15 protein-coding genes and 1 pseudogene are annotated in these 26,400 nt (G+C 73.1%); 12 read left to right on the top strand and 4 right to left on the bottom strand.

The annotated features are described in order from the left end of the window. Window positions 1-7: 7 nt before the first annotated feature. From F9278_RS01595 to F9278_RS01620, 6 genes are all read left to right on the top strand, one after another. Window positions 8-1,588, top strand: a complete 1,581-nt coding sequence (locus F9278_RS01595) for a PfaD family polyunsaturated fatty acid/polyketide biosynthesis protein (protein WP_152166639.1) — start codon at window positions 8-10, stop codon at window positions 1,586-1,588. 205 nt (window positions 1,589-1,793) lie between these two features. Then, window positions 1,794-8,075, top strand: a complete 6,282-nt coding sequence (locus F9278_RS01600) for a type I polyketide synthase (protein WP_152166640.1) — start codon at window positions 1,794-1,796, stop codon at window positions 8,073-8,075. 8 nt (window positions 8,076-8,083) lie between these two features. Beyond that, the gene (locus F9278_RS01605) at window positions 8,084-15,013 is read left to right on the top strand and encodes a beta-ketoacyl synthase N-terminal-like domain-containing protein (RefSeq protein WP_152166641.1); all 6,930 of its coding nucleotides are present in this window, start codon (window positions 8,084-8,086) and stop codon (window positions 15,011-15,013) included. A 36-nt stretch (window positions 15,014-15,049) separates the two neighbouring features. Beyond that, complete coding sequence (locus tag F9278_RS01610) at window positions 15,050-16,402, top strand: phenylacetate--CoA ligase family protein (protein WP_152166642.1); 1,353 nt, start codon at window positions 15,050-15,052, stop codon at window positions 16,400-16,402. Between the two features lie 190 nt (window positions 16,403-16,592). Beyond that, the gene (locus tag F9278_RS01615) at window positions 16,593-17,456 is read left to right on the top strand and encodes a helix-turn-helix transcriptional regulator (RefSeq protein WP_193241334.1); all 864 of its coding nucleotides are present in this window, start codon (window positions 16,593-16,595) and stop codon (window positions 17,454-17,456) included. Window positions 17,457-17,491: 35 nt separating this feature from the next. Then, the gene (locus F9278_RS01620; protein WP_152166643.1) at window positions 17,492-18,340 is read left to right on the top strand and encodes a methyltransferase domain-containing protein; all 849 of its coding nucleotides are present in this window, start codon (window positions 17,492-17,494) and stop codon (window positions 18,338-18,340) included. Window positions 18,341-18,399: 59 nt separating this feature from the next. On the opposite strand, the gene F9278_RS01625 is transcribed toward F9278_RS01620, so the two are convergent. The 3 genes from F9278_RS01625 to F9278_RS01635 all read right to left on the bottom strand — a co-directional run bounded on the left by F9278_RS01625 (window position 18,400) and on the right by F9278_RS01635 (window position 21,429). After that, window positions 18,400-19,443 carry a 2-oxoglutarate and iron-dependent oxygenase domain-containing protein gene (locus F9278_RS01625; protein WP_152166644.1) on the bottom strand — a complete coding sequence of 348 codons (1,044 nt, stop codon included), beginning with the start codon at window positions 19,441-19,443 and terminating at the stop codon, window positions 18,400-18,402. Window positions 19,444-19,570: 127 nt separating this feature from the next. Next, complete coding sequence (locus F9278_RS01630) at window positions 19,571-20,290, bottom strand: response regulator transcription factor (RefSeq protein ID WP_152166645.1); 720 nt, start codon at window positions 20,288-20,290, stop codon at window positions 19,571-19,573. Next, window positions 20,287-21,429: a HAMP domain-containing sensor histidine kinase gene (locus F9278_RS01635; RefSeq protein WP_152166646.1), complete on the bottom strand. Its 1,143-nt coding sequence runs from the start codon at window positions 21,427-21,429 to the stop codon at window positions 20,287-20,289. The genes F9278_RS01630 and F9278_RS01635 overlap by 4 nt, the downstream gene beginning before the upstream one ends. 254 nt (window positions 21,430-21,683) lie before the next feature. Between F9278_RS01635 and F9278_RS01640 the strand changes: the two genes are divergently transcribed. The 4 genes from F9278_RS01640 (at window position 21,684) to F9278_RS48600 (ending at window position 24,070) form a co-directional block, all read left to right on the top strand. After that, window positions 21,684-22,154, top strand: a complete 471-nt coding sequence (locus F9278_RS01640) for a cation:proton antiporter regulatory subunit (RefSeq protein WP_152166647.1) — start codon at window positions 21,684-21,686, stop codon at window positions 22,152-22,154. Window positions 22,155-22,162: 8 nt separating this feature from the next. Further along, window positions 22,163-23,434, top strand: coding sequence for a cation:proton antiporter (locus F9278_RS01645; protein WP_226966587.1), 1,272 nt, complete (start codon window positions 22,163-22,165; stop codon window positions 23,432-23,434). Between the two features lie 14 nt (window positions 23,435-23,448). Next, window positions 23,449-23,712, top strand: coding sequence for a hypothetical protein (locus tag F9278_RS01650; RefSeq protein ID WP_152166648.1), 264 nt, complete (start codon window positions 23,449-23,451; stop codon window positions 23,710-23,712). Window positions 23,713-23,797: 85 nt separating this feature from the next. Further along, the gene (locus F9278_RS48600; RefSeq protein WP_404818845.1) at window positions 23,798-24,070 is read left to right on the top strand and encodes a hypothetical protein; all 273 of its coding nucleotides are present in this window, start codon (window positions 23,798-23,800) and stop codon (window positions 24,068-24,070) included. Here F9278_RS48600 and F9278_RS01660 read toward each other — a convergent pair. Further along, window positions 23,980-24,393: pseudogene (locus F9278_RS01660) on the bottom strand (fumarylacetoacetate hydrolase family protein); the annotation flags it as partial. The gene F9278_RS48600 and the pseudogene F9278_RS01660 sit on opposite strands and share 91 nt — an antisense overlap. A gap of 239 nt (window positions 24,394-24,632) precedes the next feature. On the opposite strand from F9278_RS01660, the gene F9278_RS01665 reads away from it, so the two are divergent. Both F9278_RS01665 and F9278_RS01670 read left to right on the top strand, forming a co-directional pair. After that, window positions 24,633-25,562: an ABC transporter ATP-binding protein gene (locus tag F9278_RS01665; protein WP_152166650.1), complete on the top strand. Its 930-nt coding sequence runs from the start codon at window positions 24,633-24,635 to the stop codon at window positions 25,560-25,562. Next, on the top strand, window positions 25,562-26,392 hold the full coding sequence (locus F9278_RS01670) for an ABC transporter permease (protein ID WP_152166651.1): 831 nt from the start codon (window positions 25,562-25,564) through the stop codon (window positions 26,390-26,392). The genes F9278_RS01665 and F9278_RS01670 overlap by 1 nt, the downstream gene beginning before the upstream one ends. Window positions 26,393-26,400 lie beyond the last annotated feature (8 nt).

A 26,400-nucleotide genomic window follows, 5' to 3' on the forward strand; every position in this document is an offset into this window, starting at 1 on the left:
ACGGAACATGGTTGCGGAGAGCGTGTTCTCCGACGACGCGCTCGTGCGTCACGCGCACCGGGTCAGGGAACCCGTGCACCTCGTCCAGGAACAGGCCACCGGGCGCGTGGGGCTGGCCCCGGGCGGCGAGGCCGTACCGGCCGGGCCTGGCGCCGACGGCCGGTACCGGGTGCTCGGGACGCTGCCGCCGCTGTACCCCGAGTGGCTCGGCGACCGCGGTTTCCGCGCCGACCACGGAGTGCGCTTCCCGTACGTCGGGGGCGAGATGGCCAACGGCATCGCGACCACCCGGATGGTCACCGCGCTGGCGGAGGCCGATCTGCTCGGGTTCTTCGGCGCCGGCGGACTGCACCACCGGGACGTGGAGCGGGCCGTCGTGGATCTGGCGGCGCGGCTCGGTGAACGGCGGAACTGGGGCGTCAACCTCATCCACTCCCCGCAGGAGCCCGAGTGGGAGGAGCGGGTGGCCGCCCTGCTGATCGAGCGGCGGGTGCCCGCGGTCTCCGCGTCCGCGTACCTGGAACTCACCCCGGCGGTGGTCCGGTGCGCCGTCGCGGGCCTCACCACCGACCGTTCGGGCCGCGTCCTGCGCCGTACCCGGATCTTCGCGAAGGTGTCACGGCCCGAGGTGGCCGAACAGTTCATGTCCCCCGCCCCGCCGGAGATCCTGCGTGCCCTGGTCGGGCGCGGCGACCTCACCGCGCGGGAGGCGGACCTCGCCGCGCGCGTCCCGGTGGCCGAGGACATCACCGTGGAGGCCGACAGCGGCGGCCACACCGACAACCGGCCGCTCGGTGTCCTGCTGCCCGTGGTGCTGGCCCTGCGCGCCGAACTCACCGCCCGCCACGGGTTCCGCAAGCCGCCGCGCGTGGGCGCCGCCGGTGGTCTGGGCGCCCCGCAGGCGGTGGCCGCCGCGTTCGCCATGGGCGCGGCCTATGTGGTCACCGGCTCGGTCAATCAGGTGTCCGTCGAGGCGGGGCTCTCCGACGAGGGCAAACGCCTGCTCGGCGCGGCCGATGTGGCGGACGTGACGATGGCGCCCGCCTCCGACATGTTCGAACTCGGCGTCAAACTCCAGGTCCTGCGCCGGGGCACCATGTTCGCCGCCCGCGCCCAGCAGCTCTACGACGTGTACCGCGCGTACGACTCCCTGGAGGCGATCCCTCGGGAGGTGCGCGCCCGGCTGGAGCGGAGCGTGCTCGGCGGCACGGTCGACGAGGTGTGGACCGGCACCCGCCGGTACTGGCAGGACCGTGATCCCGCGCAGCTCGACCGGGCGGAGCGGGATCCCAAACACCGTATGGCGCTGCTCTTCCGCTCCTATCTGGGCAGGTCGAGCCGCTGGGCCATCTCCGGTGAGCGGGACCGGCGCACCGACTACCAGATCTGGTGCGGCCCCGCGATGGGCGCGTTCAACCGCTGGACGAGGGACGGCTTCCTGGGCCGCCCCGAGAACCGCACCGTCGTCCAGATCGCCCTGAACCTCCTCGAAGGGGCGGCCGTCGTCACCCGCGCGCAGCAGCTGCGCAGCCACGGGGTCCCGCTGCCCGCCGCCGCGTTCGCCTACCGGCCACGACCGCTGGCCTGAGCCGCCCCCGCCGGCCCCCGGTCGGTCGGCCGGCTGGCCGACCGGAACCTCCCGCCCACCCCCCGTCCCGGCCGCCGCCCGCCGTGGCCGCACACCTCCCTGTCCACTCCCCTCCCTTCCCTGTCCGCACGCTTCCCTGTACGCGCACCCCCCTCCCCCGCCGCCACCGCCCGGCATCCCCACGTGCTCAAGACGGAGAACCGCCATGACCGCATCCACCGAACCGGCCCGCCCCTCGCACGTTCCCATCGCCGTCATCGGGACCGCCGCGCTCACGCCGGGCGCGTCCGCCACCGACGGCTTCTGGCGGAACGTCCTCACCGGCCGGGACCTGATCACCGATGTGCCCGAGGACCACTGGCTCGTCGAGGACTACTACGACCCCGACCCGGCCGCCCCCGACCGGACCTACGCCCGGCGCGGCGCGTTCCTCCCCGCGACCGACTTCGACCCGTCCGCGTACGGCATCCCGCCCAACGCCCTGCCCTCCATCGACACCACCCAGCTCCTCGCCCTCACGGTCGCCGAACGGGTGCTGGCGGACGCCGGTCTGGACGGTCCGGACGCGTTCGACGGGGAACGGACCGGCGTCATCCTGGGCACCGCCGCCCTGGAGCTGCTGCACACCATGAGCAACCGGATGCAGCGGCCGGTGTGGCTGAAGTCGCTGCGGGAGAGCGGGGTGCCCGAGGACCGCGCCCAGGAGATCTGCGACCGGATCGCCGCCCACTACGTGCCCTGGCAGGAAGAATCGTTTCCCGGGGTGCTCGGCAACGTCGTCGCCGGGCGTATCGCCGGCCGGTTCGACCTGCACGGCACGAACTACACCACCGACGCGGCCTGCGGCAGCTCGCTGGCCGCCGTCACCGCCGCCGCCAACGAACTCGCGGTCGGTACGGCCGACTTGATGATCACCGGGGGTGTCGACACCCTCAACGACATCCTGATGTACATGTGCTTCAGCAAGACCCCGGCGCTGTCGCGCACGGGTGACTGCCGCCCGTTCGCCGAGGCCGCCGACGGCACGATGCTCGGTGAGGCGCTGGTGATGTTCGCGCTGAAGCGCCTGACCGACGCGGAGCGCGACGGCGACCGGATCCACGCCGTCCTGCGGGGCGTCGGTACGTCCTCCGACGGCCGGGGCAGCGCCATCTACTCCCCCGTTCCGGCGGGACAGGCCCGCGCCCTGCGCCGGGCGTACGCCTCCGCCGGGTACGGGCCCGACTCCGTCGAGCTGGTCGAGGCGCACGGCACCGGGACGACGGCGGGCGACGCGGCCGAGTTCACGGCGCTGCGCACGGTGTTCGAGGAGTCCGGCCGTCGGGGCGGCCCGTGGTGCGCGCTCGGCTCGGTGAAGTCCCAGATCGGACACACCAAGTCAGCGGCGGGCGCCGCCGGTCTGCTGAAGGCCGTCCTGGCCCTCCGCCACCAGGTCCTGCCACCGACGATCAAGGTGGAACGCCCCAACCCCGCACTGGAGTTGGAGACCAGCCCGCTGTATCTGAACACCGACGCCCGCCCCTGGGTGAAGGCCCCCGGGGAGCCCCGGCGGGCCTCGGTGTCGAGCTTCGGATTCGGCGGGACCAACTTCCATATGACGCTGGAGGAGTACGTGCCCACGCCGGTCTCGTCCGCCCGGCCGGCGGCACGGGTGCGGACCGCGCCCACCGAACTGTTCGTCTTCGGCGCCGCCTCACCGGAGGAACTGCTTGCCCGCGCGGGGGCGGAGGTTGAGGTTGATGGGACCGGTGAAGGCGGCGCACGGGCGTTGGCCGATGCCGCCCGGGAGGCTCTGCGTGCCTTCCGCCCGTCCGATCCCTGTCGGCTGGCGCTGACCGCGTCGAGCCCCGAGGACCTGGCGAACCGGGTCCGGCGGGTGACCGCGCAGATCCGCAGCGCCCCCGACCTCCCGCTGACCACCCCGGACGGCACCGTCTACCGCACCGGGGCCACCGCCCCCGGACAGTTGGCGCTGCTCTTCTCCGGCCAGGGCAGCCAGTACCCCGGGATGGGAGCCGACCTCGCCCTGCATGTCCCCGCCGCCCGGGAGGTCTGGGACCGGGCCACCGCACTCGGCATCGACGACGAACTCCCCCTGCACCGGGTGGTGTTCCCGGTCCCCGTCTTCACCGAGGAGGAGCGGACGGCCCAGCGGGACCTGCTCACCCGGACCGAGTGGGCCCAGCCCGCCCTGGCCGTGCAGAGCGCGGCGCTGCTGACCGTACTGCGCGCGACGGGCGTCGCACCCGACTGCGTCGCCGGCCACAGCTTCGGGGAACTGGTCGCCCTGCATGCCGCGGGCGCCCTCGACGAGGCCGCGCTGATACGTCTGGCCCGCACGCGCGGCGAGGCGATGCGCGACGCCTGCGCCGAGCCGGGCGCCATGCTCGCCGTCGTCGGCGTCCCCCGCGAGGACGTCGACGCCCTGCTCGACGGCTTCGACGGCACCCTCTGGCTCGCCAACGACAACGCCCCCGACCAGGTCGTCCTGTCCGGGAAGGCGGAGGCCGTCACCCGGCTGGAAGGCCAACTGGCCGCAGAGGGCGTCACGGTACGGCGGCTACGGGCGTCGGGGGCCTTCCACAGCCCCCTGATGGCCGAGGCCGCCGAGCCGTTAGCCGAGTACCTGGACGGACTGGAGTTCCGCCCGCCCCGTCTCGACGTGTACGGCAACGCCGACGCGGAGCCCTATCCGGAGTCCCCCGCGCGGGTGCGGGACCGTCTCGCCGAGCATCTGCTGGCGCCGGTGCGCTTCGTCGACGGGATCGAGGCGATGTACAAAGCGGGCGTCCGCACCTTCGTCGAGGTCGGCGCGGGGGCCACCCTGACCGGGCTGGCCGGCGAGATCCTCGGGGACCGGGACCATCTCGCCGTCAGTCTGGACCGCCGGGGCGTGAACGGCCTCACCGCTCTGCAGCAGGCCCTCGGCACACTGGCCGTGTCCGGTGTCGCCGTGGACCTGGAGGCCCTGTGGAATGCCTGCGGGTCCGCTCCGGACGCGGCCGACCATGCCCCACGGCCCCGCCCGCGCATGGCCGTTCCGCTCTCCGGCGCCAACCACGGAGCCCTGTACCCACCGCCCGGCGGAGCGGCTGCCCTGCCGCGCCCCGTCCCCGCCGAGACGACGTCGATGCCGACACCGATGCCGATGCCGATGCCGATGCCCGTGGCGGCACCGACGGCCGGGGCCGTGGCCGACACGACGGGCGACCCCTGGCTACTGGTGTTCCAGGAGACGCAGCGTCAGGCGGCGCAGGCCCACGCGGAGTTCCAGCGGACCATGGCCGAGAGCCATCTGCACTTCCTGCGGACCTTCGAGGCGTCCTCGCTCGGCGCGGCCGGCGTCCCCGCCCCGGAGTACGGCGTCGGGGGCGTCCCCGCCCTGGAGCGCGTGCCGCTCGCACCACCTCTGCCGATGCCCACGCCCACGCCGGTAGAGGTACCCGACCCCGCATCAACTCCGGTCGCCCTGGGCGGGGTTGTGCCCGCCGAAGCCGCCGTTCCCACCGCCCCTGCCGCCCCCGCCGGTCCGGACGTGGACGCGCTGCTCCTCGACGTGGTCGCCGAGAAGACCGGCTTCCCGGCCGACATCCTCGAATTCCACATGGAACTCGAAACCGATCTCGGCATCGACTCCATCAAGCGCGTCCAGATCCTCTCCGCACTGCGCGAGAAGGTCCCCGCACTCGCCACGGTCGACCCCCACGAACTCGCTCCCCTCCGCACCCTGCGGCAGATCGCCGACAAACTCCACGGCGGAAGCGGCCCAGGCGGTTCCGCCGTCATGCCCACCGAACACACCGAGAACACCGAACCCGCCGAGCCCGTGGAACGCCTGGCCCCGCCGCCTCCCACCGGGCGCGCCGAGGAGGTGCGGGAGGAGGGCTGTACGCCCGTCGCACTCACCCGGGCCGTCACCGGGACCGTGCCCGCCCCGCTGCCGGGACTGGAACTGCCGGGGCTGCGGAACGGCCTGGTTCTCGTCACCGACGAGGGGACCGGGGTGGCCCAGCACCTCGTGACCGCGCTGGGCGAACACGGGGTCACGGCCGCCGTCACGACCGAGGCCGGCCTGGCGGAACTGGTCGGCTTGGCGGGCTCGGCGGCCCCAGCGGATTCGACGGACCCCGCTGGCTCCGCACCCCGCCCCGGCGGCGAAGACGTGCGCGGTCTGGTGCTGCTCACCGGTCTGCGCCCGGCGCCCACCGACGAGGCCGCGACCTCGGTCAACCGGGAGGCGTTCGCCGCCGCCCGTTCGGCGGCGCGGTGGATCGCCGGGCGCGAGGGGGTGTTCGTCACCGTCCAGGACACCGGCGGCGACTTCGGTCTCGACGGGGCCCACGGGCCGCGCGCCTGGCTCGGCGGTCCGGCCGGGCTGGCCAGGACCGCCGCGAAGGAGTGGCCCGGCGCCTGGGTCAAGGCCGTCGACTGCGAGCGGGGCGACCGCGATGCCGCCGCCCTGGCCGAGGTCCTCGCCACCGAGTTGCTCCGGGGCGGCTCGTCGAGCGACATCGGCCTGCGCGCCGACGGTACGCGCCGATCGCTGGTGGACACGGTCGTCCCGCTCACTCCGCTCACCCCGCTCGCCCCGGCCGAGACGCGACCGGAGTCCTCCGGGCGGCTGGGCCCGGACTCCGTGATCGTCGCGACCGGCGGTGGCCGAGGGGTGACCGCGCTGGCCCTGCGTGCCCTGGCCGAGGCCCACCTGCCGTCCCTCGTGCTCCTCGGGCGTACCGAACTGGTCGACGAGCCGCCGGGATTGACCGGTGCCTCGGACGCGACCGCGCTCAAGAAGCTGCTCGTCGCCCAGGCCCGCGAGCGGGGGGAGAGGGTGCCCGGTCCCGCCGAGATCACCGCTCTCGCCGCCCGGGTGCTGGCCGTCCGTGAGATCCAGGCGACCATCGACGCGATCGAGGCGACCGCCACCCGGGTGCGCTATCTGACCGTGGACACCCGCGACCCGCAGGCCCTGGCCGGGGCGCTCGACACCGCACGCCGGGAGTACGGCCCCATCAGCGGCATCGTGCACGGCGCCGGCGTCCTCGCGGACGGTCTGCTGGCCGAGAAGTCCGACGCCCAGTTCGACGACGTCTTCGACACCAAGGTGGAGGGCCTGCGGGCGCTGCTCGCCGCCACGGCGGACGATCCGCTGGACCTGGTCTGTGTGTTCTCGTCCGTGGCGGGGCGGTTCGGCAACACCGGCCAGGGCGACTACGCCATGGCGAACGAGGTCCTGGCCCAGGTCGCCTCCACCGTGGCCGCGACCCGTCCGGACTGCCTGGTGAAGTCGCTGGCCTGGGGGCCCTGGGACGGCGGCATGGTGGGACCGGAGCTGCGCGAGCACTTCCGTGAGCAGGGCGTGGCCCTCATCCCGCCGGACGCGGGCGCCCAGGCCTTCCTCCGGGAACTGCGCGACGAGCCCGGCCGGGTCAGGGTCACCCTCACCGCCGGTGACCCTTCCACCTCGCTCGGGGCGCCCGTCGCGCCCGCCACGGCGGGCGACCTTCTGCTCAGCGCCCGTACCCACCCGTATCTGCTGGACCACTCCGTCACCGCCACACCCGTGGTGCCGATGGCGCTGGTCGCGGAGTGGTTTCTCGGCGCCGCCCGCGCATGGCGTCCCGACGCGTCCGGGTTCGTGCTGCGCGACCTCCAAGTGCTCAGCCGTATCGACCTCATCGACTTCGCGTCCGGGGCAGGCGGGGGCCGGGCACACGGGCTGAGCATCCGGGCGGTGCCGGACACGTCCTCCGACGACGGTGCCGCCCCCAGCACCTCCGGTCCCGGCGCCACCGCCCCCAGCACCTCCGGTCCCGGCGCCACCGCCCCCAGCACCTCCGGTCCCAGCACCTCCGGTCCCGGCGGCTCCCGCGACGAATCCCGTCCGGGCGGCCCCGGCAACGGCTCCGGTCCGCGCGGCCTCGTCCTCGAACTCTCCGACGGCTCGCCCCGTCCCGCCTACCGCGCGACGGTCGACGTCCTGACGGACCGCCCGCTCCCCGGCCGTACCCGCCGAACGCCGGGACACCTCGATCCCCCACCGGCCGAGGAGGGCCACGAGGTCTACGACGGCGGGGTGTTGTTCCACGGGCCCGCCTTCCACGCGATCACCTCGGTGGAGGGGATCTCCGCGACGGGCGCCGAGGCACGAGTACGCGGTGTCCGCGACCTGGACTGGCCGGGCGCCCACTGGCACTCCGACCCGGCCGCGCTCGACGCCGGTCTGCAACTGGCCCTGAAATGGGCCGAGCACGCGTACGGCGCCGCCTTCCTCCCCATGGGAGCCCGTGAGATCCGTACGCCCGGACACGGCCCGATCGGCGCGGGCGCGACCTGTGTCGTGGCCGTCGGCGAAGGCTCCGGCGAACTCGACGTCACCTGCGACATCGCCCTCCTGGAGGAGGACGGAACCGTGCACTCGGAACTCCTGGACGTCACGCTCGTGCGCCGCCCCGACACCGCCGCGCGCAAGGGGGACACGAGGTGAACCCCGCCATGCGCTTCGAACCGATCGCCGTCGTGGGACGGGGCTGCGTGCTCCCGGACGCTCCCGACCCCGACACCTTCTGGGACAACATCCTGGCCGGCCGGATGAGCCTCACCGAGGCACCGCAGGGCCGTTGGCGGCTGTCCGACGCCTGGGCGATCGGCGATCCGGCCACCCACACCGACCGCCCCGACCACGCCGACCGGACGTGGACCCGCATGGGCGGCTACGTCCACGAGCCCGCCACCGCCACCCACACCCACAGCGCCGCCCCCACCCACACCCACACCGGCACCGGCACCGGCACGGACGCCGACCCGTTCGGTGCGGCGGTACGGGACCCCGCGCTGGACCGGGTGTTCCACTGGACGTCGCGCGGGGTCTCCGCCGCCCTGCGCGAGGCCGGTCAGGAGCGGCTGCTGCACCGCGCCGGGCTGGTGCTCGGCAATCTGTCGTTCCCCACGACCGGTATGGCGGCCTACGCCGAGCAGGTCTGGCGGGGCGGGCAGGACCGGCAGCGCGGGCGGGACATCGCCGGGAACGCGGACCCCCGTAACCGGTTCATGTCCGGCCTGCCCGCCCACCTCGCCGCCGCCGAACTCGGCCTGGGCCTCGGCGGTTTCGCCCTGGACGCGGCCTGCGCGTCCTCCCTCTACGCGGTGGGACTCGCCTGTCGCAAGCTGCACGCACGCGAGGCCGATCTGATGGTGGCCGGCGGGGTGAACGCCGCCGACGACCTCTTCCTCCACATCAGCTTCTGCGGCCTGTCGGCGATGAGCCGCAGCGGGCGGAGCCGACCGTTCCACCGGGACGCGGACGGGCTGGTGCCCGCCGAGGGGGCCGGTTTCGTCGCCCTGATGCGCCTCGACGACGCGCTCGCCGCCGACGCCCGGGTGTTCGGGGTGATCCGGGGTGTGGGCCTGTCCAACGACGGCCGGGGCGGCGGCCTGCTCGTGCCCTCCGGGGACGGCCAGCGGCGGGCCATGCGGCAGGCGTACGAGGCGGCGGGCGTGGCGCCGGAGAGCGTCGGACTGCTCGAATGCCATGCCACCGGCACGCCCGTCGGGGACACGGTGGAGGTGGAGAGCGCGGCCCATGTCTTCGCGGAGTCGCGTGATCTGCCGACCGGGTCGGTCAAGTCCAATGTGGGCCATCTGATCACCGCCGCGGGCGCGGCCGGGCTGCTGAAAGCGCTCGGCGCGCTCCGTGCCGGGATCCGTCCTCCCACACTGGGTGCGGAGGAACCCGTCGAGGCGATGTCGGGGACACCGCTCCGGCCGCTGCACGAGCCCGAGGAGTGGGCCGGGCCGCGTCGCGCGGCCCTCAGCGCCTTCGGGTTCGGCGGAAACAACGCCCACCTGATCGTCGACGCCTGGACGGGCGACGACTCGGGGACGCCTGCCCTCCCCCACCCCCTCCCTCCACGGCCGGAGCCCCGGCCGACGGCCACGGCGTCCGGCGCCGAGCCCGCACCCGATTTAACACCCGAGCCCGCACCCGAGCCCGTCGCCCTCGTCGCGATCGGCGCCCGGGTCGGCGACGGCATGGACGCGGACGATCTGCGGCAGGCCCTCCTCGGCGGCGACCGCCGGGGCGCACCGCGCGCCACCGTCGAAGTCGCCCTGGACGGGCTGCGGTTCCCGCCGGTGGACCTCGAACACACCCTCGCCCAGCAGCTCCTGATACTCGAAGCGGCACGGGAGGCGGCCTCCAGAACCACTCTGCCCAAGGAACGGACCATGGTGCTGGTCGGCATGGGCTGCGATCCGGAGGTGGCCCGGTACCTCACGCGCTGGCGGATCCCCGAACTGCTCGCCGACGGCGGCACGCCCCCCGGCCCCGGCCCCGGCCCCGACCTCGTACGGGAGTTGCGGGACGCGGTGCGGGCACCCCAGTCCGCGTCCGCCGTCGTGGGAACCATGCCCAATGTCGTCGCGAACCGCGTCAGCGCCCAACTCGACCTCACCGGACCGGGTTTCACGGTGAGCGCCGAGGAGGCGTCCGGTCTGGTGGCGCTCGAACTCGGTGTCCAGGCCCTGCGCGGCCCCGACATCGACGCCGTACTGATCGGCGCGGTCGACCTCTCCCACGAGCCCGTCCACCGGGCGGCGCTGGCCGGTCTGGGCCGCGACACCCCGCCCGGCGACGCGGCACTCGTCGTCGTCCTCAAACGGCTCGCCGACGCCCGCGCCGACGGTGACACGGTCATCGCCCTCGTCGATCTGCAGGCGACGGACGAGGGAGGAGACGGGGGCGGTGAGGACTCTGCGGGTCCGGAAGGCCCGGCGAGCGGCAGTACGGACCCGGCGGGACCCTGGACCGTGGGGGACGTCCCGGACGGCGGGGCGAGCGCGCCGGACCATCTCGATCCGAGTGAGCTGTTCGGCCGTGCGCACGCCGCCGGCGGGCTGCTCGCCGTGGTGGCGGCGGCGTTGGGCCTGCACCATCGGGCCGTTCCCCGGGCGGGCGCCCCGGCCCGGCCCGCGCTGCGCGCCCGGACGGCGTCGGCCGGCGTCACCCCGTTGGGCGGGGCCGACCGCCGGGTCCGGCTGCGCGAGGGCGACCCGGCCCCGTATCTCGCCGAACTCCCCCGGCGGATCCATGTGTTCTCCGGGGAGAACCGGGCCGAGGTGCTGAGGGCGCTGGCGGACGGCAGGGAGTCACGGCGCGGTCCGGCCCGGCTCGCCCTCGCCGCCACCGGCCCCGACGATCTCGCCGCCCGCGCCGAGGCCGCCCGGACCTGGCTCGGTGGCGAGGGCCCGCGGCCCGATCTCATGGCGTTCCACGAACAGCCCTTGGCGGGCGAGGTGGCCTTCGTCTTCGCCGGGGGTTCGATGGCGTACCCGGGGATGGGGGCCGACGTCATGCTGGCCTTCCCGGACCTGCTGGCGGCCGTGGCGGAGCGCAGCGGCCCGCCGCACGGGCTGGTGGGCTGGGCCCATGAGGGCGCGACGCCACGGCCCCGGGGCGCGCTGGACCAGATCTGGGGCGCCTCCGTGGTCGGGCAGTTGCACGCCCGGATCACACGTACGGTCCTCGGGATCGCTCCGCAGGCCTCCCTCGGCTACTCCTCCGGCGAGTCCAGCGCCCTGGCCGCGCTGGGCGCCTGGCAGGACGTCACCGGTCTGTCGGCGGAGGCCCGGCGGTCGTCGCTGTTCGCCGACGATGTGGTGGGCGAGCTGCGGGTGCCGCGCCGCGCCTGGCGGAAGCAGGGGGTGCGAGGGACCGAGTGGGCGAGCTATCAGGTCGAGGAGCCGGTGGAGCGCGTACGGGCCGCCATCGGTGACGAGCCGGGCGTCCACCTCATGGTGGTCAACGCCCCCGACTCCTGTGTGTTCGGCGGTGAGGCGACCGGCTGCCGACGGGTCCTGGAACGCCTCGGCAGCGATCATGTACTCCACATCCCCTATCAAGTGGCCGCGCATGTGCCGGAGTTGGCGGAGATCACGTCCACCTGGCGGCGGATGCACCATCTGCCGACCGAGGACGTGGGGGTGCGCTTCTACACCTGCGCGGGCTCCCGCTGGTACCGGGCGAGCGCCGACGCCGCCGCCGACGCGCTGACCGAACAGGCCCTGGGGCCGATCGACTTCGCCCGGACCGTCGAGCAGGCCTGGGCGGACGGGGTCCGGGTCTTCGTGGAGCACGGTCCGCGCAATCTCTGTGCCGGATGGATCCGCCGCGTCCTGGGCGACCGCGAGCACCTCGCGGTGTCGCTGGACGCGCCCGCCGGCCGGGGCATCACCCAACTGTTGGGCGCGGTCGTCGAGTTGGTGGCGGCCGGGGTGTCGGCGGACACCGACGCGCTCTGCGACCGGCTGGCCGCCGCCCGGCCCGAGCGGACACCGGTCGGCCGACGGATCACGCTCCCCGCCCACCCCGCCCCGGTACGGCTGCCCCTCCCCGGCTCCACGCCGTCGTCCCCCGAGGTCATGGCGCGGGCGCCGCACCTGCCGGGACCGGCGACCGAACCGTACGCTCCCACGCGCCCGGAGCACCACCCGGAGAGCCACCCGAATCACCCCCCGGAGCGGGTCACGTCACCTCCACAGCCCGCCGCGCCGACCAGGACGGCCGGAACCGAGCACGGACTCGGGCACGGGCACGGACTCGGGCACGGGCACGGGCACGGACTCGGGCACGGGCACGGGCACGGACTCGACCCGGTGCCCGTCGTCCCGGCGGCTGTCACCGGGGCCACGGCCCCCGGACACCCCACCGCCTTCAGGGACGCGCTGGTGGAGACACATCGCCATGTCGCCTCGGTCCACCGGCACTTCCTCGCCGTCCACGCCCGGGTCCACGAGGAGTTCCTCGCCTCCCGCCACCGCGCGGCGGCGGCCCTGACGGCACACCGGGGCGCCACCACACCCTTGCCCACCGCACCCCAGGCCCCCCAAGCACCCCAAACGCCCCTGGCCCCCCATGGCCCCTCCTTCACCCGGGCCGACCTCGAACGGCTGGCCACCGGCCCCGTCTCCGCCCTGTTCGGGCCGCTGTTCGCCCCGCAGGACCAGTACGTACGGCAGACCCGGATGCCCGCGCCGCCCATGCTGCTGGCGGACCGTGTGACGGGGATCGACGCCGAGCCGGGGTCCATGGGCACGGGCACCATCTGGACGGAGACCGATGTCCGCCTCGACAGCTGGTACCTCGACGCCTGCGGCCGGATGCCGGCCGGCCTCATGATCGAGGCGGGCCAGGCCGACCTGCTGCTGATCAGCTGGCTGGGCGTCGACCTGCTCAACCGCGGCGAGCGCGTGTACCGCCTCCTCGGCTGCGAGTTGACGTACCACGGCAGCCCTCCCCTCCCCGGAGAGACCCTCCGCTACGAGATCCGCGTCGACGGCCACGGCGAGCACGGCGGCGTACGGCTCTTCTTCTTCCACTACGACTGCTACGTCGGCGACGAACTCCGGCTGACCATGCGCGACGGACAGGCCGGCTTCTTCACGGACGCCGAACTCGCCCGCACGGGTGGGGTGTTGTGGTCCCCGGAGGACGAGACCCCGGACCCCACGCTGCCGTTCGACCCGTTTCCTCTCCCCATTCCCTCCCCCTCCCCCTCCCCCTCCCCTTCCGCCCGGTCCTTCGGCCCCGATGCCGTACGGGCGTTCACCGAGGGACGCCCGGCCGACTGCTTCGGCCCCGGCTGGGAACTCACCCGCACCCATATCCGCACACCCCGGACCGGCGGCACCGACCCGGGCACCCCGACGGACACCGCCACGGACACCGCCACGGACACCGCCACGGACGGCAGCCGGATGCGGCTGCTGCACGAGATACCGGTCTTCGACCCCTTCGGCGGCCCCTGGGGACGCGGCTATCTGCGGGCCGAGACGCCCGTGTCACCGGACGACTGGTTCTTCGAGGGCCATTTCCCCGCCGACCCGTGCATGCCAGGCACCCTGATGTTCGACGGCTGTCTCCAGGCCATGGCCTTTCATCTCGCCGCCGCCGGCTTCACGATCGACCGCGACGGCTGGCGCTTCGAACCGGGGCGGGACAGCCCCGTGCCGATGGTGTGCCGGGGCCAAGTGACCCCGGACAGCGAGCGGTTGACGTACGAGGTCTTCGTGTCGGGGTTGTCCGCCGGCCCCGAACCGGAGCTCGTGGCGGACGTGCTCTGCACGGTGGACGGGGTGAATGCCTTCCACGCCCGTGGGGTACGGCTGCGGCTCGTCCCGGACTGGCCGCTGACGCACTGGCGGCACCTCGGGCCCCCGGCCGTCCAGTCCTCCGGCGAGCCGGTGCCGGCGCGGGCGCTCGCCGGTCTGGCCGGCCACCGCGAGCCCACGGCAGTCGCCGAGGTCGACGGCTTCCGCTACGACCACCCGGCGATGCTGGCCTGCGCCTGGGGCAGGCCGAGCGAGGCGTTCGGCGCGGCCTACACCCCCTTCGACAGCGCCCGTCGGCTCGCCCGGCTGCCCGGACCGCCGTTCCACTTCATGAGCCGGGTCGTCGCGGTGGAGGGCCCGCCCTGGGTGCCCCGGGCCGGGAGCGCCGTGGAGGTCGAGTACGACGTGCCCGACGAGGTCTGGTACTTCGAGCAGAACGGCTTCCCGGCGATGCCGCTCGCGGTGCTCATGGAGGTCGTCCTCCAGGCCGGCGGCTGGCTGGCCTCGTACGTCGGCAGTGCCCTCGATCACGACGCGGACCTGCTGTTCCGCAATCTCGACGGCACGGGCACGGTCCTGGGCGAGGTCCGCCCGGGGACGCGGGTGCTGCGGACCAGGACCCGGCTGGTCGACATCGCGCACAGCGGGGACATGATCATCGAGACGTTCGGGGTGGAGTGCTTCGCCGACGGCGAGCCGGTGTTCACCCTCACGACGGTGTTCGGATTCTTTCCACCGGAGGCGTTCGAGGACCAGGTCGGTCTGCCGCCGTCGGAGGACGAGCAGCGCGCGCTGACGGCGCCGTGCGCGTTCTTCGTCGACCTCACCGCGCGGCCCGCGAAGTACTTCGACGGCCCGCTCGCCCTGCCGGGGCCCATGCTGCTGATGCTGGACCGGGTGACCGGCCGGTGGCCGGACGGCGGCCGGGCCGGGCTCGGCCGGCTGCGGGCGGAGAAGGACGTGGACCCCGGCGAGTGGTTCTTCAAGGCCCACTTCTTCCAGGACCCGGTACAGCCCGGCTCGCTCGGGGTGCAGGCGATGTACCAGCTGCTCCAGTTCCACGCCGTCGAGAGCGGTCTCGGCGCCGGACTGCGGCGACCGCGCTTCGAGCCGGTGCTCCCGGACCGGCCGGTGACCTGGAGGTACCGGGGCCAGGTGACCCCGCGCAACAAGAAGATCACTGTCGAGCTGGAGATCACCGAGACCGGTGAGACCGAGCAGGGCCCCTACGCCGTGGCCGAGGGCTGGCTGTGGGCGGACGGCACCCGCATCTACCACGTGACGGACCTGGGCCTGCGCCTCACCGAGAACGACTAGCCCGGCCACGCCCGACGCACCTGGAGGTTCCCCACCATGATCGACCCCACCACGACCGACCTGACGGTCACCGGCCCCGCGGTCACCGGCCTCACCAGCCCCGCGGACACCGGACCCATCGACCGGCCCGGCCCGGCCGAGCCCACCGGTCTCTCCGACCTGGTCGGCTTCGTCCGTGAGCACTCCCCCTACTACCGCGACCGGTACGCCGCGCTCCCGCCCGGCCCGGTCCGTCTGGAGGAGCTGCCCGTCCTCGACCACGCGGACTTCTGGGCGGCCAACACCGCCCACGACAGCCAGGTCCTCACCGGCCCGCTCACCGACGGCATCGTCTTCAAGTCCGGCGGCACCACCACCGAGCCCAAACTCTCCGTCTACACCCGGCGGGAACTGCTGGGCATGGCCCGGCTCCAGGGCAACGGCTTCGCCCAGGCCGGCCTGCGCCCCGGCGACCGCGTCGCCAACCTCTTCTACGCCGGTGAGCTGTACGCCAGCTTCCTCTTCAACGTGTTGTGCCTCCAGGAGTCGTCGGTGCCCAATGTGCACCTGCCCGTGGCCTCCGCGCCCCTGGAGTACACGGCCCGGGTGATCCACGAGTTCTCCGCCACCGTGCTGATGGGCCCCCCGACCAGCATCTGCCAACTGGCCGCCCGTCTCGACGACTCCGGGTGCCCGGCACCCGACGTGCGCCTGGTGATGTTCGGCGGCGAGTCGTTCTACGAGGACCAACGCCCCCTCCTCGCGGCGGCGTTCCCGAACGCCGCGATCCGTTCCCTGGGGTACGGCAGTGTGGACGGCGGGATGCTGGGCGCGCCCGTGGCAGACGACCCCGACCCCCGGGTCCACCGCGTCCACCGGCCGCAGACCGTGATGGAGGTCGTCGACGACGACACGGGCGAGCCCATCACGGAACCCGGCAGGCCCGGCCGCCTGGTCGTCACCGATCTGGCCCGGCGACTGATGCCGGTGCTCCGGTACCCCACCGGTGACCGTGGCGAGTGGGTGGACCGGGCGGACGGGCTGTTCCGGCTGCTGGGCCGCTCCGACGAGGGCGCCCGGGTGGGCCCGATCACCCTGTATCTGGAGGATCTGCGGGCCGTGGTGCGGCATGTGGCCGACGGCCGGTCGCTGGTCGGCGTGCAGGTGGTGCAGCGCCGCAGGGCCGCCAAGGACGAGCTGGTGCTCCGCGTCGCCGGTGATCTCGGCGACCCCGTCACCGCCGGGAAGGCCATCGCCGCGCGGCTCGACGAGATCCGCCCGATGTTCGCCGAGCACGTCACGGCCGGACTGATCAACCCGCTGAGCGTGGAATGCGTTCCGGCCGACCGGCTCGCCGTCAATCCCCGGACGGGAAAGCTGCTCCGCCTGATCGACGAGCGACAGCCATAGCCATAGCCATAGCCATCCGGAGAGTCGCAAACCCAGGTTTTACGTACTCACTCACGCAACCCCCTTTCACCCAACACATTCATGTACGCGACGCACAGCAGTCGCACCACCATCACCACTCCCGCACGAAGCCCGCGCACCTGTCGGGCAGGGGGCGCGATCCTGCCCCCGGGCAGAACGAGGTAGCCGCATGACAGTGAAATCACCCGCCGTTCCGGACGACGACCGCCAGGTGAAACGTGGCATCACCGCCTTACGGGACTCCGCAGACGTGGACCTGGCCTTCGGCGGTGTCGTGGTCAGGGGCCGACACGCACAGCTCACCGAGTTCACCGGCAACGCCACCAACGCCCTGTTCGGTCTGACCCTCGGCTTCGGCATGGGGCTCGGCGGCAAGGTGGTGGCCCTGCAACGCCCCATCGCTGTCAACGACTACGCGAACTCCAAGCAGATCAGCCACCATTACGACCTCATGGTCGCCGCCGAGGGCATCCACGCCGTCGTGGCGGCGCCCGTCGTGGTCAACCGGACCGTACGGGCGGTCATGTACGGGGCGGTCCGCCAGTCGGTGGCCCTGGGCGACCGCACGGTCGACTCGGTCATGCGGGCCGCCCGGGGTCTGGAACAGAGCCTGGCGGTACGGGACGAGGTGGTAAGCCGCCTCGCCGCCCTGAGCGAGCCGACGGACACCACCGCCCGGTCCGTGGGCCCCACGTCCCCCCGGTGGGAGACGATCCGCGAGGCGTACGCGGAGCTGCGGATCCTGGCCCAGCAGCTCACGGACGACGAGTTGCGCGACCGGGTCGTCGGGGTCTGCGACAAGCTCGCCGACGCCGGGGCCCCCGCCTCCCGCCCCTTCAGCGGCCTCTCGTCACGGGAACTCGACGTACTGTCCTGCGTCGCGCTGGGGCGGACCAACGCCGATGTGGCGGACGAACTCGGTCTGCGTGCCGAGACGGTGAAGAGCTATCTGCGCAGCGCCATGCGCCGGCTGGGCTGCCACACCCGGATGGAGACGGTCGTAACGGCCCGCGGCCTGGGCCTGCTGCCCTGACCACCGGCACACGCGACACGGCAGGGAGGACACCCATGGACGAAGAACCCATGGCCGAAGAAACCATGGACGAGAAGGAAGACGGAGAAGCGAGGGCGGCGCGCCTCGCCGAAGACTTCGACGACGTGGACTCGTCCGGCGCGCCCGGGGACTTCATCGCCTACCTCCGGAAGGCGGAGGAGAGCGAGAGCGGACGGCTCGTACGGGAGGCCACCTACCGTGCGCTCGGCGACGCCACGGGAAAGGGCGCGGACATCGGCTGCGGAACCGGACGGGCCGTCGCGGATCTCGCCGCGCTGGGCAGGGAAGTGGTCGGCGTGGACGGCAGCCGGGCCATGGTCGACGCGGCCCTGACCAGGTTCCCGCACTGCCGGGTCGTCAAGGGCGACGCCGTCGATCTCCCCTTCGGGGACGGTGAGTTGGCGTGGTACCGGTCCGAGCGGACGTTCGTGCACCTCCACGACCCGGCGAAGGCCGTCGCCGAGGCGGCCAGGGTCCTGGAACCGGGCGGGAGGATCGTCGTCGCCGACGCCGATCTCGACTCCCTGGTGCTCAGCTCCCGGTTCCCGCGCACCACGCGGGCGGTCAAGGACGCGTTCTGCGCGGCGGTCCCGAACCCGCACGCGGGCACCCGTACGGCCGGTGACCTCACGGCGGCCGGTTTCACCGCTGTCGAGGTGACGCCGGTCGTGGTGGTCATGCGCGACCACGCGTCCGCGTTCGCCCTCATGGTGGAGCCGGCGCTCACGGCGGCCCTGGCGCGGGGGCTGGTCGACGAGGACGCGGCGGCCGGGTGGACGGAGGATCTCAAGGCCCTCTCCCACCGGTCCGCCTTCACGGCGGCGTCCACCTTCTTCGTGACCACGGCCCGCCGCGGCCCCTGATCCCCCTGTGCGCAAGCGCGGAAGCCGCCCGGCACTCGCCGGGCGGCTTCGGCCGTGGTTCAGGAGGTGAGGGCTTCCTTGCGGAGGCGTTCGAGGACGGTGAGCCGGTCCTCGTTCTCTATCCGCGCGGTGGCGGTGCGCTCGGGGTAGCAGCGCATGAACATGTTGGTGAAGTGCGTGCCGTAGTGGATGAACTCGTCCTCCCCGCCCCCTTCCAGCGGTCGCGCGACGGCCTGGAAGGACGGCTCGTGGAAGTACGCGATGGTGTACCGCTCGCGGTCGGCCAGGCGCACCTTGTGCGGGGTGGAGAGGAGGGTGTCGCCGGTGATGAACTGCATGATGTCGCCGGGGAAGACGGTGAACACCGAGGGGACCGGGGTGACGAAGGTCCAGGGCTCCTCGTTCTCGTACCGGCCTGCCATGGACTCGCCGGGCAGCCAGTTGCGGCCGCGGTTCTCGCCCTCCACCGGGGGACGGATGTAGAGGCCGCCGACGTCGTCCTGGACCGCGATGACGAGCAGACCGTAGTCGGTGTGGGAGCCGATGCCCCGCTCGGAGGTGGCGTCCGCGCGCGGGAAGCGCAGGACGCGCATGTGGTGCCAGCCGTCCTCGGTGAGCTTGGTGAAGTGGTCCATGTCGTCCAGGCCGAGGCCGAGGGCGACCAGCCGGAGCAGTCGCTCGCCGATGTCGCCGACGGTGCCCATGTAGTCCTTCATGGCGTCGGCGTACTGCCGGGACGGCCAGGGCGCGGGGCCGTGGCACGGCCATTTCCCGGCGACCCGGGCGTCGTCCTCGTGGATGTCGGGGCAGACGGTGAAGATCTCGGAGCCGTCCTTCTCCCCGGCCGTCTCCTCCTCACCGGACGCGACGTACCCGCTGTAGGTGAGGTCGGACACGTGTCCGGCTTTCTCCTTGAACGGGCGGCCGAAGAAGCCCCTGGAGGCGTCGAGGGCCCGCTCGGTGGCGGCTTCCTGTTCCGGCGTGGCCTGGATCTGGAAGATGCCGTCGGCCTGCCAGGCGGCGATCAGCGCCTGACCCAATGCTTTGTCCGTGTCACTGCCGTCAACCGTCGAGGGCAGTACGAAGGTCTGCAGTTCTGTCATGCCCTTCACACTGAACCGGACCCACTTAATCCACTACCCCCGTCTGAGGGACCATGACTGACGATCCCTCAAGTCTGCTGCCTGACCTGGGAGTTCGGGCTGCGGACGAAGGAACGTCGGGGTGCGGTCAGGGCTCGGTCAGGCCCGTGCGGATGGCGTAGCGAGTGAGTTCCAGGCGGTCCCGCAGGCCCAGTTTGTGGAGAAGGTTGGCGCGGTGGCGTTCCACGGTCTTGGCGCTGATGACGAGGAGGCGGGCGATCTCCTTGGAGGTGTGGCCCTCGGCGACCAGCTTGAGGATCTCCTCCTCCCGTTCGGTGATGGGGCGTTCGGGGAGCCGGTCGCCGGTGCGGGCGCGGTCGAGATAGGTGCGGATGAGGGTGGTCTCGGCGCCGGGGTAGATGAAGGGTTCGTCGCGCAGGGCGGCGCGGCAGGCCTCGACGAGGTCGCGGTCGGCGACCGACTTGGGGACGTAGCCGGAGGCGCCGGCCTTCAGGGCTTCGAAGAAGTACTGCTCGTTGTCGTACATCGTCAGCATCAGCGTGCGCGGCTCGGGCCGCAGCCGGGCCAGTTCACGGGCGGCCTGCAGTCCGGTGCGGTGGGGCATCGCGATGTCGAGCACGGCGAGGTCGATCCCGCCCTCCCGGGCCCGCGCGACCGCCTCGACACCGTCCGCCGCCTCGGCCACGACCGTCAGATCGGGCTGGGCGTCCAGGATGAGACGCACCCCCTGGCGTACGAGGGCGTGGTCGTCGGCGAGGAGGATACGGGCCGGGGTCGCGGGCCCGGCCGAAGCCGGAGCCGGAGCCTTGGCCGGTGTCCTGCCTGAGGCCGGGGCCGGTCGGGTCATGGGCTGGTCTCCCTGATGCGGTCGGCTGCGGAGAGCTTGTCACCCGGCGTCCCGCCCCGGGGCGTCTCGGTCCGGGGTGCCCCGACCGGGGTTGCCGCACCTGGGCGCGCCCCACCTGCGGTGATCCCACCGGCCGAGGTCCCACCGGCCGAGGTCCCACCCGACGCGGTCTCACCCCACACGGTCCCGCCGTACGTCATCGCACCGGCCGTGACATGGAGGCGGACCTCCGTGCCGCCCTCCGGGCCGGGGCCGATGTGGAGGTCGGCGCCGATGAGGAGGGAGCGCTCGCGCATGCCGTTGATGCCGGCGCCCTCCGGTGCGGAGGCGATGCCTCGGCCGTCGTCCCGCACCAGGAGGGCTATTCGGTCGTCGGGCAGGAGGCGGAGGTGGACCTCGGCGCGGGTGGCCTCGGCGTGGCGGGCGGTGTTGGTGAGGCTCTCCTGGGCGATGCGGTAGAGGACGAGTTCGGTGTCCTGGTCCAGGCGCGGCAGGCCCGGGGTGATGTGGGCGGTGACCCGCAGCCGTGCGGTGGTGAACTCGGCGGTCAGGGCGCGCAGGGCGCTGTGCAGGCCGAGTTCTTCCAGTACGCCGGGGCGGAGCCGGCGGGCGATGCGGCGTATCTCCTCCAGGCCCGCGCGGGTGGTCTCCTGCGCCTGGCGCAGGTCGGTGCGGACGGCCCGGGGGGCGAGGTCGGCGGCGTGTCTGAGCTGGAGCAGCACGGCGGTCAGGGTCTGCCCGACCTCGTCGTGGAGTTCGCGGGCCAGACGCCGGCGCTCGGCCTCCTGCGCGGAGAGGGCACGGCCCGAGCTCATGGCGCGCTCGGCTTCGAGGCGGGCCAGCATCGCGTTGAAGGTCTTGGTGAGTTCGGCGATCTCGACCGGCCCGGTGACGGTGGTGCGGCTGCCGGGCCTGAGGAGGTCGGCGGTGGTCATGGCCCGGGTCAGCCGCCCGAGGGGGGCCAGTCCGACCCGCAGCAGGACGGCGTTCGCGATCAGCATCACCACCAGCCCCGCGAGCAGCACGAGGGCCTCGCCGAAGAGAACGGGCGTGGACACGGTGACCGGGCCCAGGAGCAGCAGGACCGCGACCAGGAGCACGGCCGCGTTGGACAGGAGGATCCGCCAGTACAGCGACATGCTTCCATGCTCCCTCCACGGCGACGGATCCACTGCCCCGCCCCACCCTTCCCGCCGGGCGACGGCCCTGTCCATCCGTGCTGACACCCATATGCCGGGCCTCTTCGCGGATGGCAACATGGCCCCTCGTCACGCCCGGTCACCCCGTTCGACGCGGGCGTGCGCGGCACCGCTGTCGCAAAGAGTTCAAGTCCGGAGTTCTACGAAGAGCCGGAGTTCTACGAAGAGGGGGAGGGGTTGTGCCTGCCGGCCGGATGAGCACCACACCCTTGCCGGGGATCGGTGTCCAGTACGACCTGACCACCCGGGAGCACCGTCATCTGTCGGTGATCGCGCACCGCGACGGCACCAGGACGGTGAACGTCTACCGGGCCGACGACCCGGACGCGTGCGCCCAGGCGCTGCATCTGACGGAGCCGGAGACCGCCCTGCTGATCGACGCGCTCTCGCCCGGTCACCACAGTCCGAACCTGCTGTCCACGACCGACCTCGGGCTGGTCGCGGAGCGGATCGAGCTGGCGTCGACGTCGTACTGGAACGGCCGGGTCCTCGGCGACACCCGGATGCGGACAGAGACCGGCGTCTCGATCGTGGCCGTACTGCGGCGGGCACAGGCGATCCCCTCCCCCACCCCGGACTTCCGTCTCGCGGGCGGTGACACGCTCATCGTGATCGGCACCCGGGAGGGTGTGGAGACGGCCGCCGCGATACTCGGGCGGACGTGAGCCCACCCATGCACCTCACCGCACATGTCACCACCCAGGTCACCGCGCACCCGGCCGTGCTGCTCTCCGCCGAGTCGCAGTCGTCCGCGCACTCCTCCGCCGTCTTCCTGATCGAGTTCGGCGCGATCATCCTCGGGCTGGGGCTGCTGGGGCGGCTCGCCGGGCGCCTGCAGTTCTCGCCCATCCCGCTCTATCTGCTGGCCGGGCTGGCGTTCGGGGAGGGCGGGCTGCTGCCACTGGGGACCAGTGAGGAGTTCGTGGCGATCGGCGCCGAGATCGGCGTGATCCTGCTGCTGCTCATGCTCGGCCTCGAATACACGGCCAGCGATCTCGTCTCCAACCTCAGGACCCAGTACCCGGCCGGACTCGTCGACGCCGCCCTCAACGCCCTCCCCGGCGCCGCCATGGCCCTGCTCCTCGGCTGGGGACCCGTCGCCGCCGTCGTCCTCGCCGGAGTCACCTGGATCTCGTCGTCAGGCGTCATCGCCAAGGTCCTCGGCGACCTCGGACGGCTCGGCAACCGCGAGACCCCGGTCATCCTGAGCATCCTCGTCCTCGAAGACCTCTCCATGGCCGTCTATCTGCCGATCCTCACCGCACTGGTCGCCGGTACGAGCCTGGCCGCGGGCAGTGTCACCCTGGCGATCGCGCTGTCGGTCGCGGGCCTCGTCCTTCTCGTCGCCGTCCGCTACGGGCGGCACATCTCCCGCTTCGTCTCCAGCGACGACCCCGAGAAACTGCTGCTCGTCGTCCTCGGGCTGACCCTGCTGGTCGCCGGGGTCGCCCAGCAGCTCCAGGTGTCGGCGGCCGTCGGCGCGTTCCTCGTCGGCATCGCGCTGTCGGGTGAGGTCGCCGAGGGCGCGCACGGACTGCTGGCGCCGCTGCGGGATCTGTTCGCCGCCGTGTTCTTCGTCTTCTTCGGGCTGCACACCGACCCCGCCAGCATTCCGCCCGTGCTGGTGCCCGCGCTCGCCCTGGCCGTCGTCACGGCGGCCACGAAGATCGCCACCGGCTACTGGGCGGCGAAACGGGCGGGCGTGGCGGCGAAGGGGCGCTGGCGGGCGGGCGGCACCCTCGTCGCACGCGGCGAGTTCTCCATCGTCATCGCCGGACTCGCCGTCACCGCCGGCATCGAACCCTCCCTCGGCCCCCTCGCCACCGCCTACGTCCTCATCCTCGTCATCGTCGGCCCACTCACCGCCCGCTACACCGAGCCGGTCGCGACCTGGTTCATCCGCCGCCGAGCCGCCCGTCCGGAGGCCGCCGCGACCGCCGAGTGAGCTGTCGCGGACGTATGCCCAGGCCGCCGATGGCCGTCGTGGGCGGGGTGCCCCCGGTCAGCAGCAGCGCGGTGATCCGGTCCGCCGGGCCGGGCGTGAAGTGCACATGCCCACCGGGCAGCGGCACGACCGTCTCTCCCGACGCGGCCGTCCCGTCCGGTCCGGCCGTCTCCCGCGAGGCGGTCGGGATGCCGGTGAGCCGGCTCAGCCAGGCGGCGGCCCCCGCCGGATCGGGCGTCTCGACGACGAACCCGGCGAGGTCGTGGTCGCCCCGGTAGCCTCCGTCGCCCCGGTAGGTGTCGAGGATGACCTGCCGGTCGGGGGTGTAGGTGGGACCTGCCGGAAGGACACCTGGGCATCCCGGTGGAGACGCTGGCCCTCTTCTCGGTCTCCGTGGAGGACCTCGTGGCGGGCCGGGAGACGCCGGGGGTGCGGGAGTTGGTGGAGGATCAGATCGAGGCGGCCCGTGTCTCCCTTCGGGCGGCCCGCGAGATGCCCGTCCTCGGGGAAGGCCCCGCCGGGGCGCTGCTGGACGCGGTCCTGCGGACCTCCAGCTCGAAGTCGAGGAGCTGGGAACCCGGGGGCACGGGGACGTCGTCGTGGGGGCCGATGACCGCGTACGGGTTGGTGAAGTAGAACGTCGGCGCGTCGTACCAGGCCTCCGGCACCCCGCCCACGCCGTCCACGGACCGCCGCACGCCCTCGACGTGTTCCTCGAAGGTGACGAAGTCCCGGAGGGTGGGCGGCTCCAGCGGCGCGAGCAGCCGTACGTCGGACACCCGGGGGCCGGCGGGTCCGTCGAGGGCGGTGGCTCCGACCGCGAGAAGGGCGTCGAGGCCGGGGTGGGCGCGGATCAGCTCGGTCAGCGAGTCCGTGCCGGGCACCGGGTGGAGGGTGCCGTCCGGTGCGAGGACCGCGACCCGGCGCCGGTGCCGGTGTTCGTGGGAGGCGAAACGCATGGACCCTATGTGGCGCCCCACCCCGTGATCTCGGAAATCGATCCTCTGGATGCCGATCATCCGTAGCGCGCATACCGAGGGTGCGACAGAAGGATGACGCCCCTCTGGTACCGCGGTACCAGCGGGGCGCCGAAGTGTCCCCCGGGGTCCCAGTAGCGCGGGCGGCCCGGCTCGTAGTTTCGAAAGCGGAGGTCGCGGGGGAATCGCGGCCCGGTACGAGGCGAGGAAGGCCCACTGCCATGATCGAAGCGCGTGAGCTGACGAAGCGGTACGGCGACAAGACGGTTGTCGACCACTTGAGCTTCACCGTGAAGGCCGGTGAGGTGACCGGCTTCCTGGGACCCAACGGCGCGGGCAAGTCCACCACCATGCGCATGATCATCGGGCTGGACTCCCCCACCGGGGGCGCGGTCACCGTCAACGGGCGGAACTACGCCCGGCACTCGGCGCCGCTGCACGAGATCGGCTCCCTGCTGGAGGCCAAGTCGGTCCACCCGGGGCGGACCGCGTTCAACCATCTGATGGCGCTGGCGCACACCCACGGCATCGGGCGCGGCCGGGTGGACGAGGTGATCGAGCTGGCCGGGCTGACCAGTGTGGCCGGCAAGCGGGTGGGCGCCTTCTCGCTCGGGATGGGCCAGCGGCTCGGCATCGCCGCCGCGCTGCTCGGCGACCCGGCGGTGGTGATGCTCGACGAGCCGGTCAACGGCCTCGACCCCGAAGGTGTGCTCTGGGTCCGCAACCTGCTGCGCCGGCTGGCCGACGAGGGCCGGGCCGTGATGCTCTCCTCGCATCTGATGAGCGAGACCGCGCTGATCGCCGACCATCTGGTGATCATCGGGCGGGGGCGGCTGCTGGCCGACACGACCGTGGACGACTTCGTCCGGGACGCGGGCGGCGGCGGGGTGAAGGTCGCCACCACCGAGCCGTTGAAGCTGCGCTCGCTGCTGGCCGGTCCGGACGTCTCGATCAGCTCATCCGCCACCGAGGAACTGGTCGTCGCCGGCCGGGACGCCCGGGAGATCGGCGCGATCGCCGCCGAGCACGGGGTGCCGTTGTACGAACTCACCCCGCAGGCCGTCTCCCTGGAGGAGGCCTTCATGCAACTCACCCATGACGCCGTGGAATACCAGAGCGCTCCCGCCGAGCCCGTGCGAAAGGCCGCCTGATGACCGCCACCGATCTCTCCCTGGTCCCCGCCCGCACCAGAGTGCGCAAGGTGACCGGCCTCCGGGTGCTGCGCTCGGAGTGGGCCAAGTTCTGGTCGCTGCGCTCCAGTTGGATCACCCTCGGGGTGGCCCTGGTGCTGCTGATCCTGTTCGGGGCCGTCGCCAGCTACACGTACAGCCCCGATGTCGTCGCCGACGGGCCGCCCGGACAGGGGTCCGGCACGAGCGACGCGGTCAGTCTGGCGCTGACCGGTGTGACCTTCGCGTCGCTGGCCGTCGGCGTCCTCGGGGTGCTGCTGTCGGCCGGCGAGTACAGCACCGGCATGATCCGGTCCACGCTCGCCGCGGTGCCGCGCCGACTGCCGGTGCTGTGGTCGAAGAGCGCCGTGATCGGGGTGATCGCGCTGGTGCTCACCACGGTCGGCGCGCTGGCCGCGTTCCAGCTGGGCGTGCCCGGTCTGGACGGGGAGAAGATCTCCCTCTCGCTGGGCGACGACGGGGTCCTGCGCAGTCTCGCCGGTGCCGGGGTCTACCTCGGGCTGGTCGCCGTGTTCGGGGTGGCCCTCGGGGTGCTGCTGCGCTCCTCCGCCGGAGCCATCGCGGCCCTGGTCGGCATCCTGCTCATCCTCCCCGGGCTGGCCACCCTGCTGCCGGACTCCTGGTACGACACGATCACGCCCTACTTCCCGAGCAACGCCGGGTCGGCGGTCTACTCCCTCACCGAGTCGGCGAACTCCCTCTCGCCCGGACAGGGCCTCGCGGTCTTCGCCGGCTGGGTGGCCCTGAGCCTCGCGGGGGCCGCGTACCGGCTTCGCCGCACGGACGCCTGACCTGCGAC

This window comes from Streptomyces phaeolivaceus (assembly GCF_009184865.1).
GTDB lineage: Bacteria > Actinomycetota > Actinomycetes > Streptomycetales > Streptomycetaceae > Streptomyces > Streptomyces phaeolivaceus.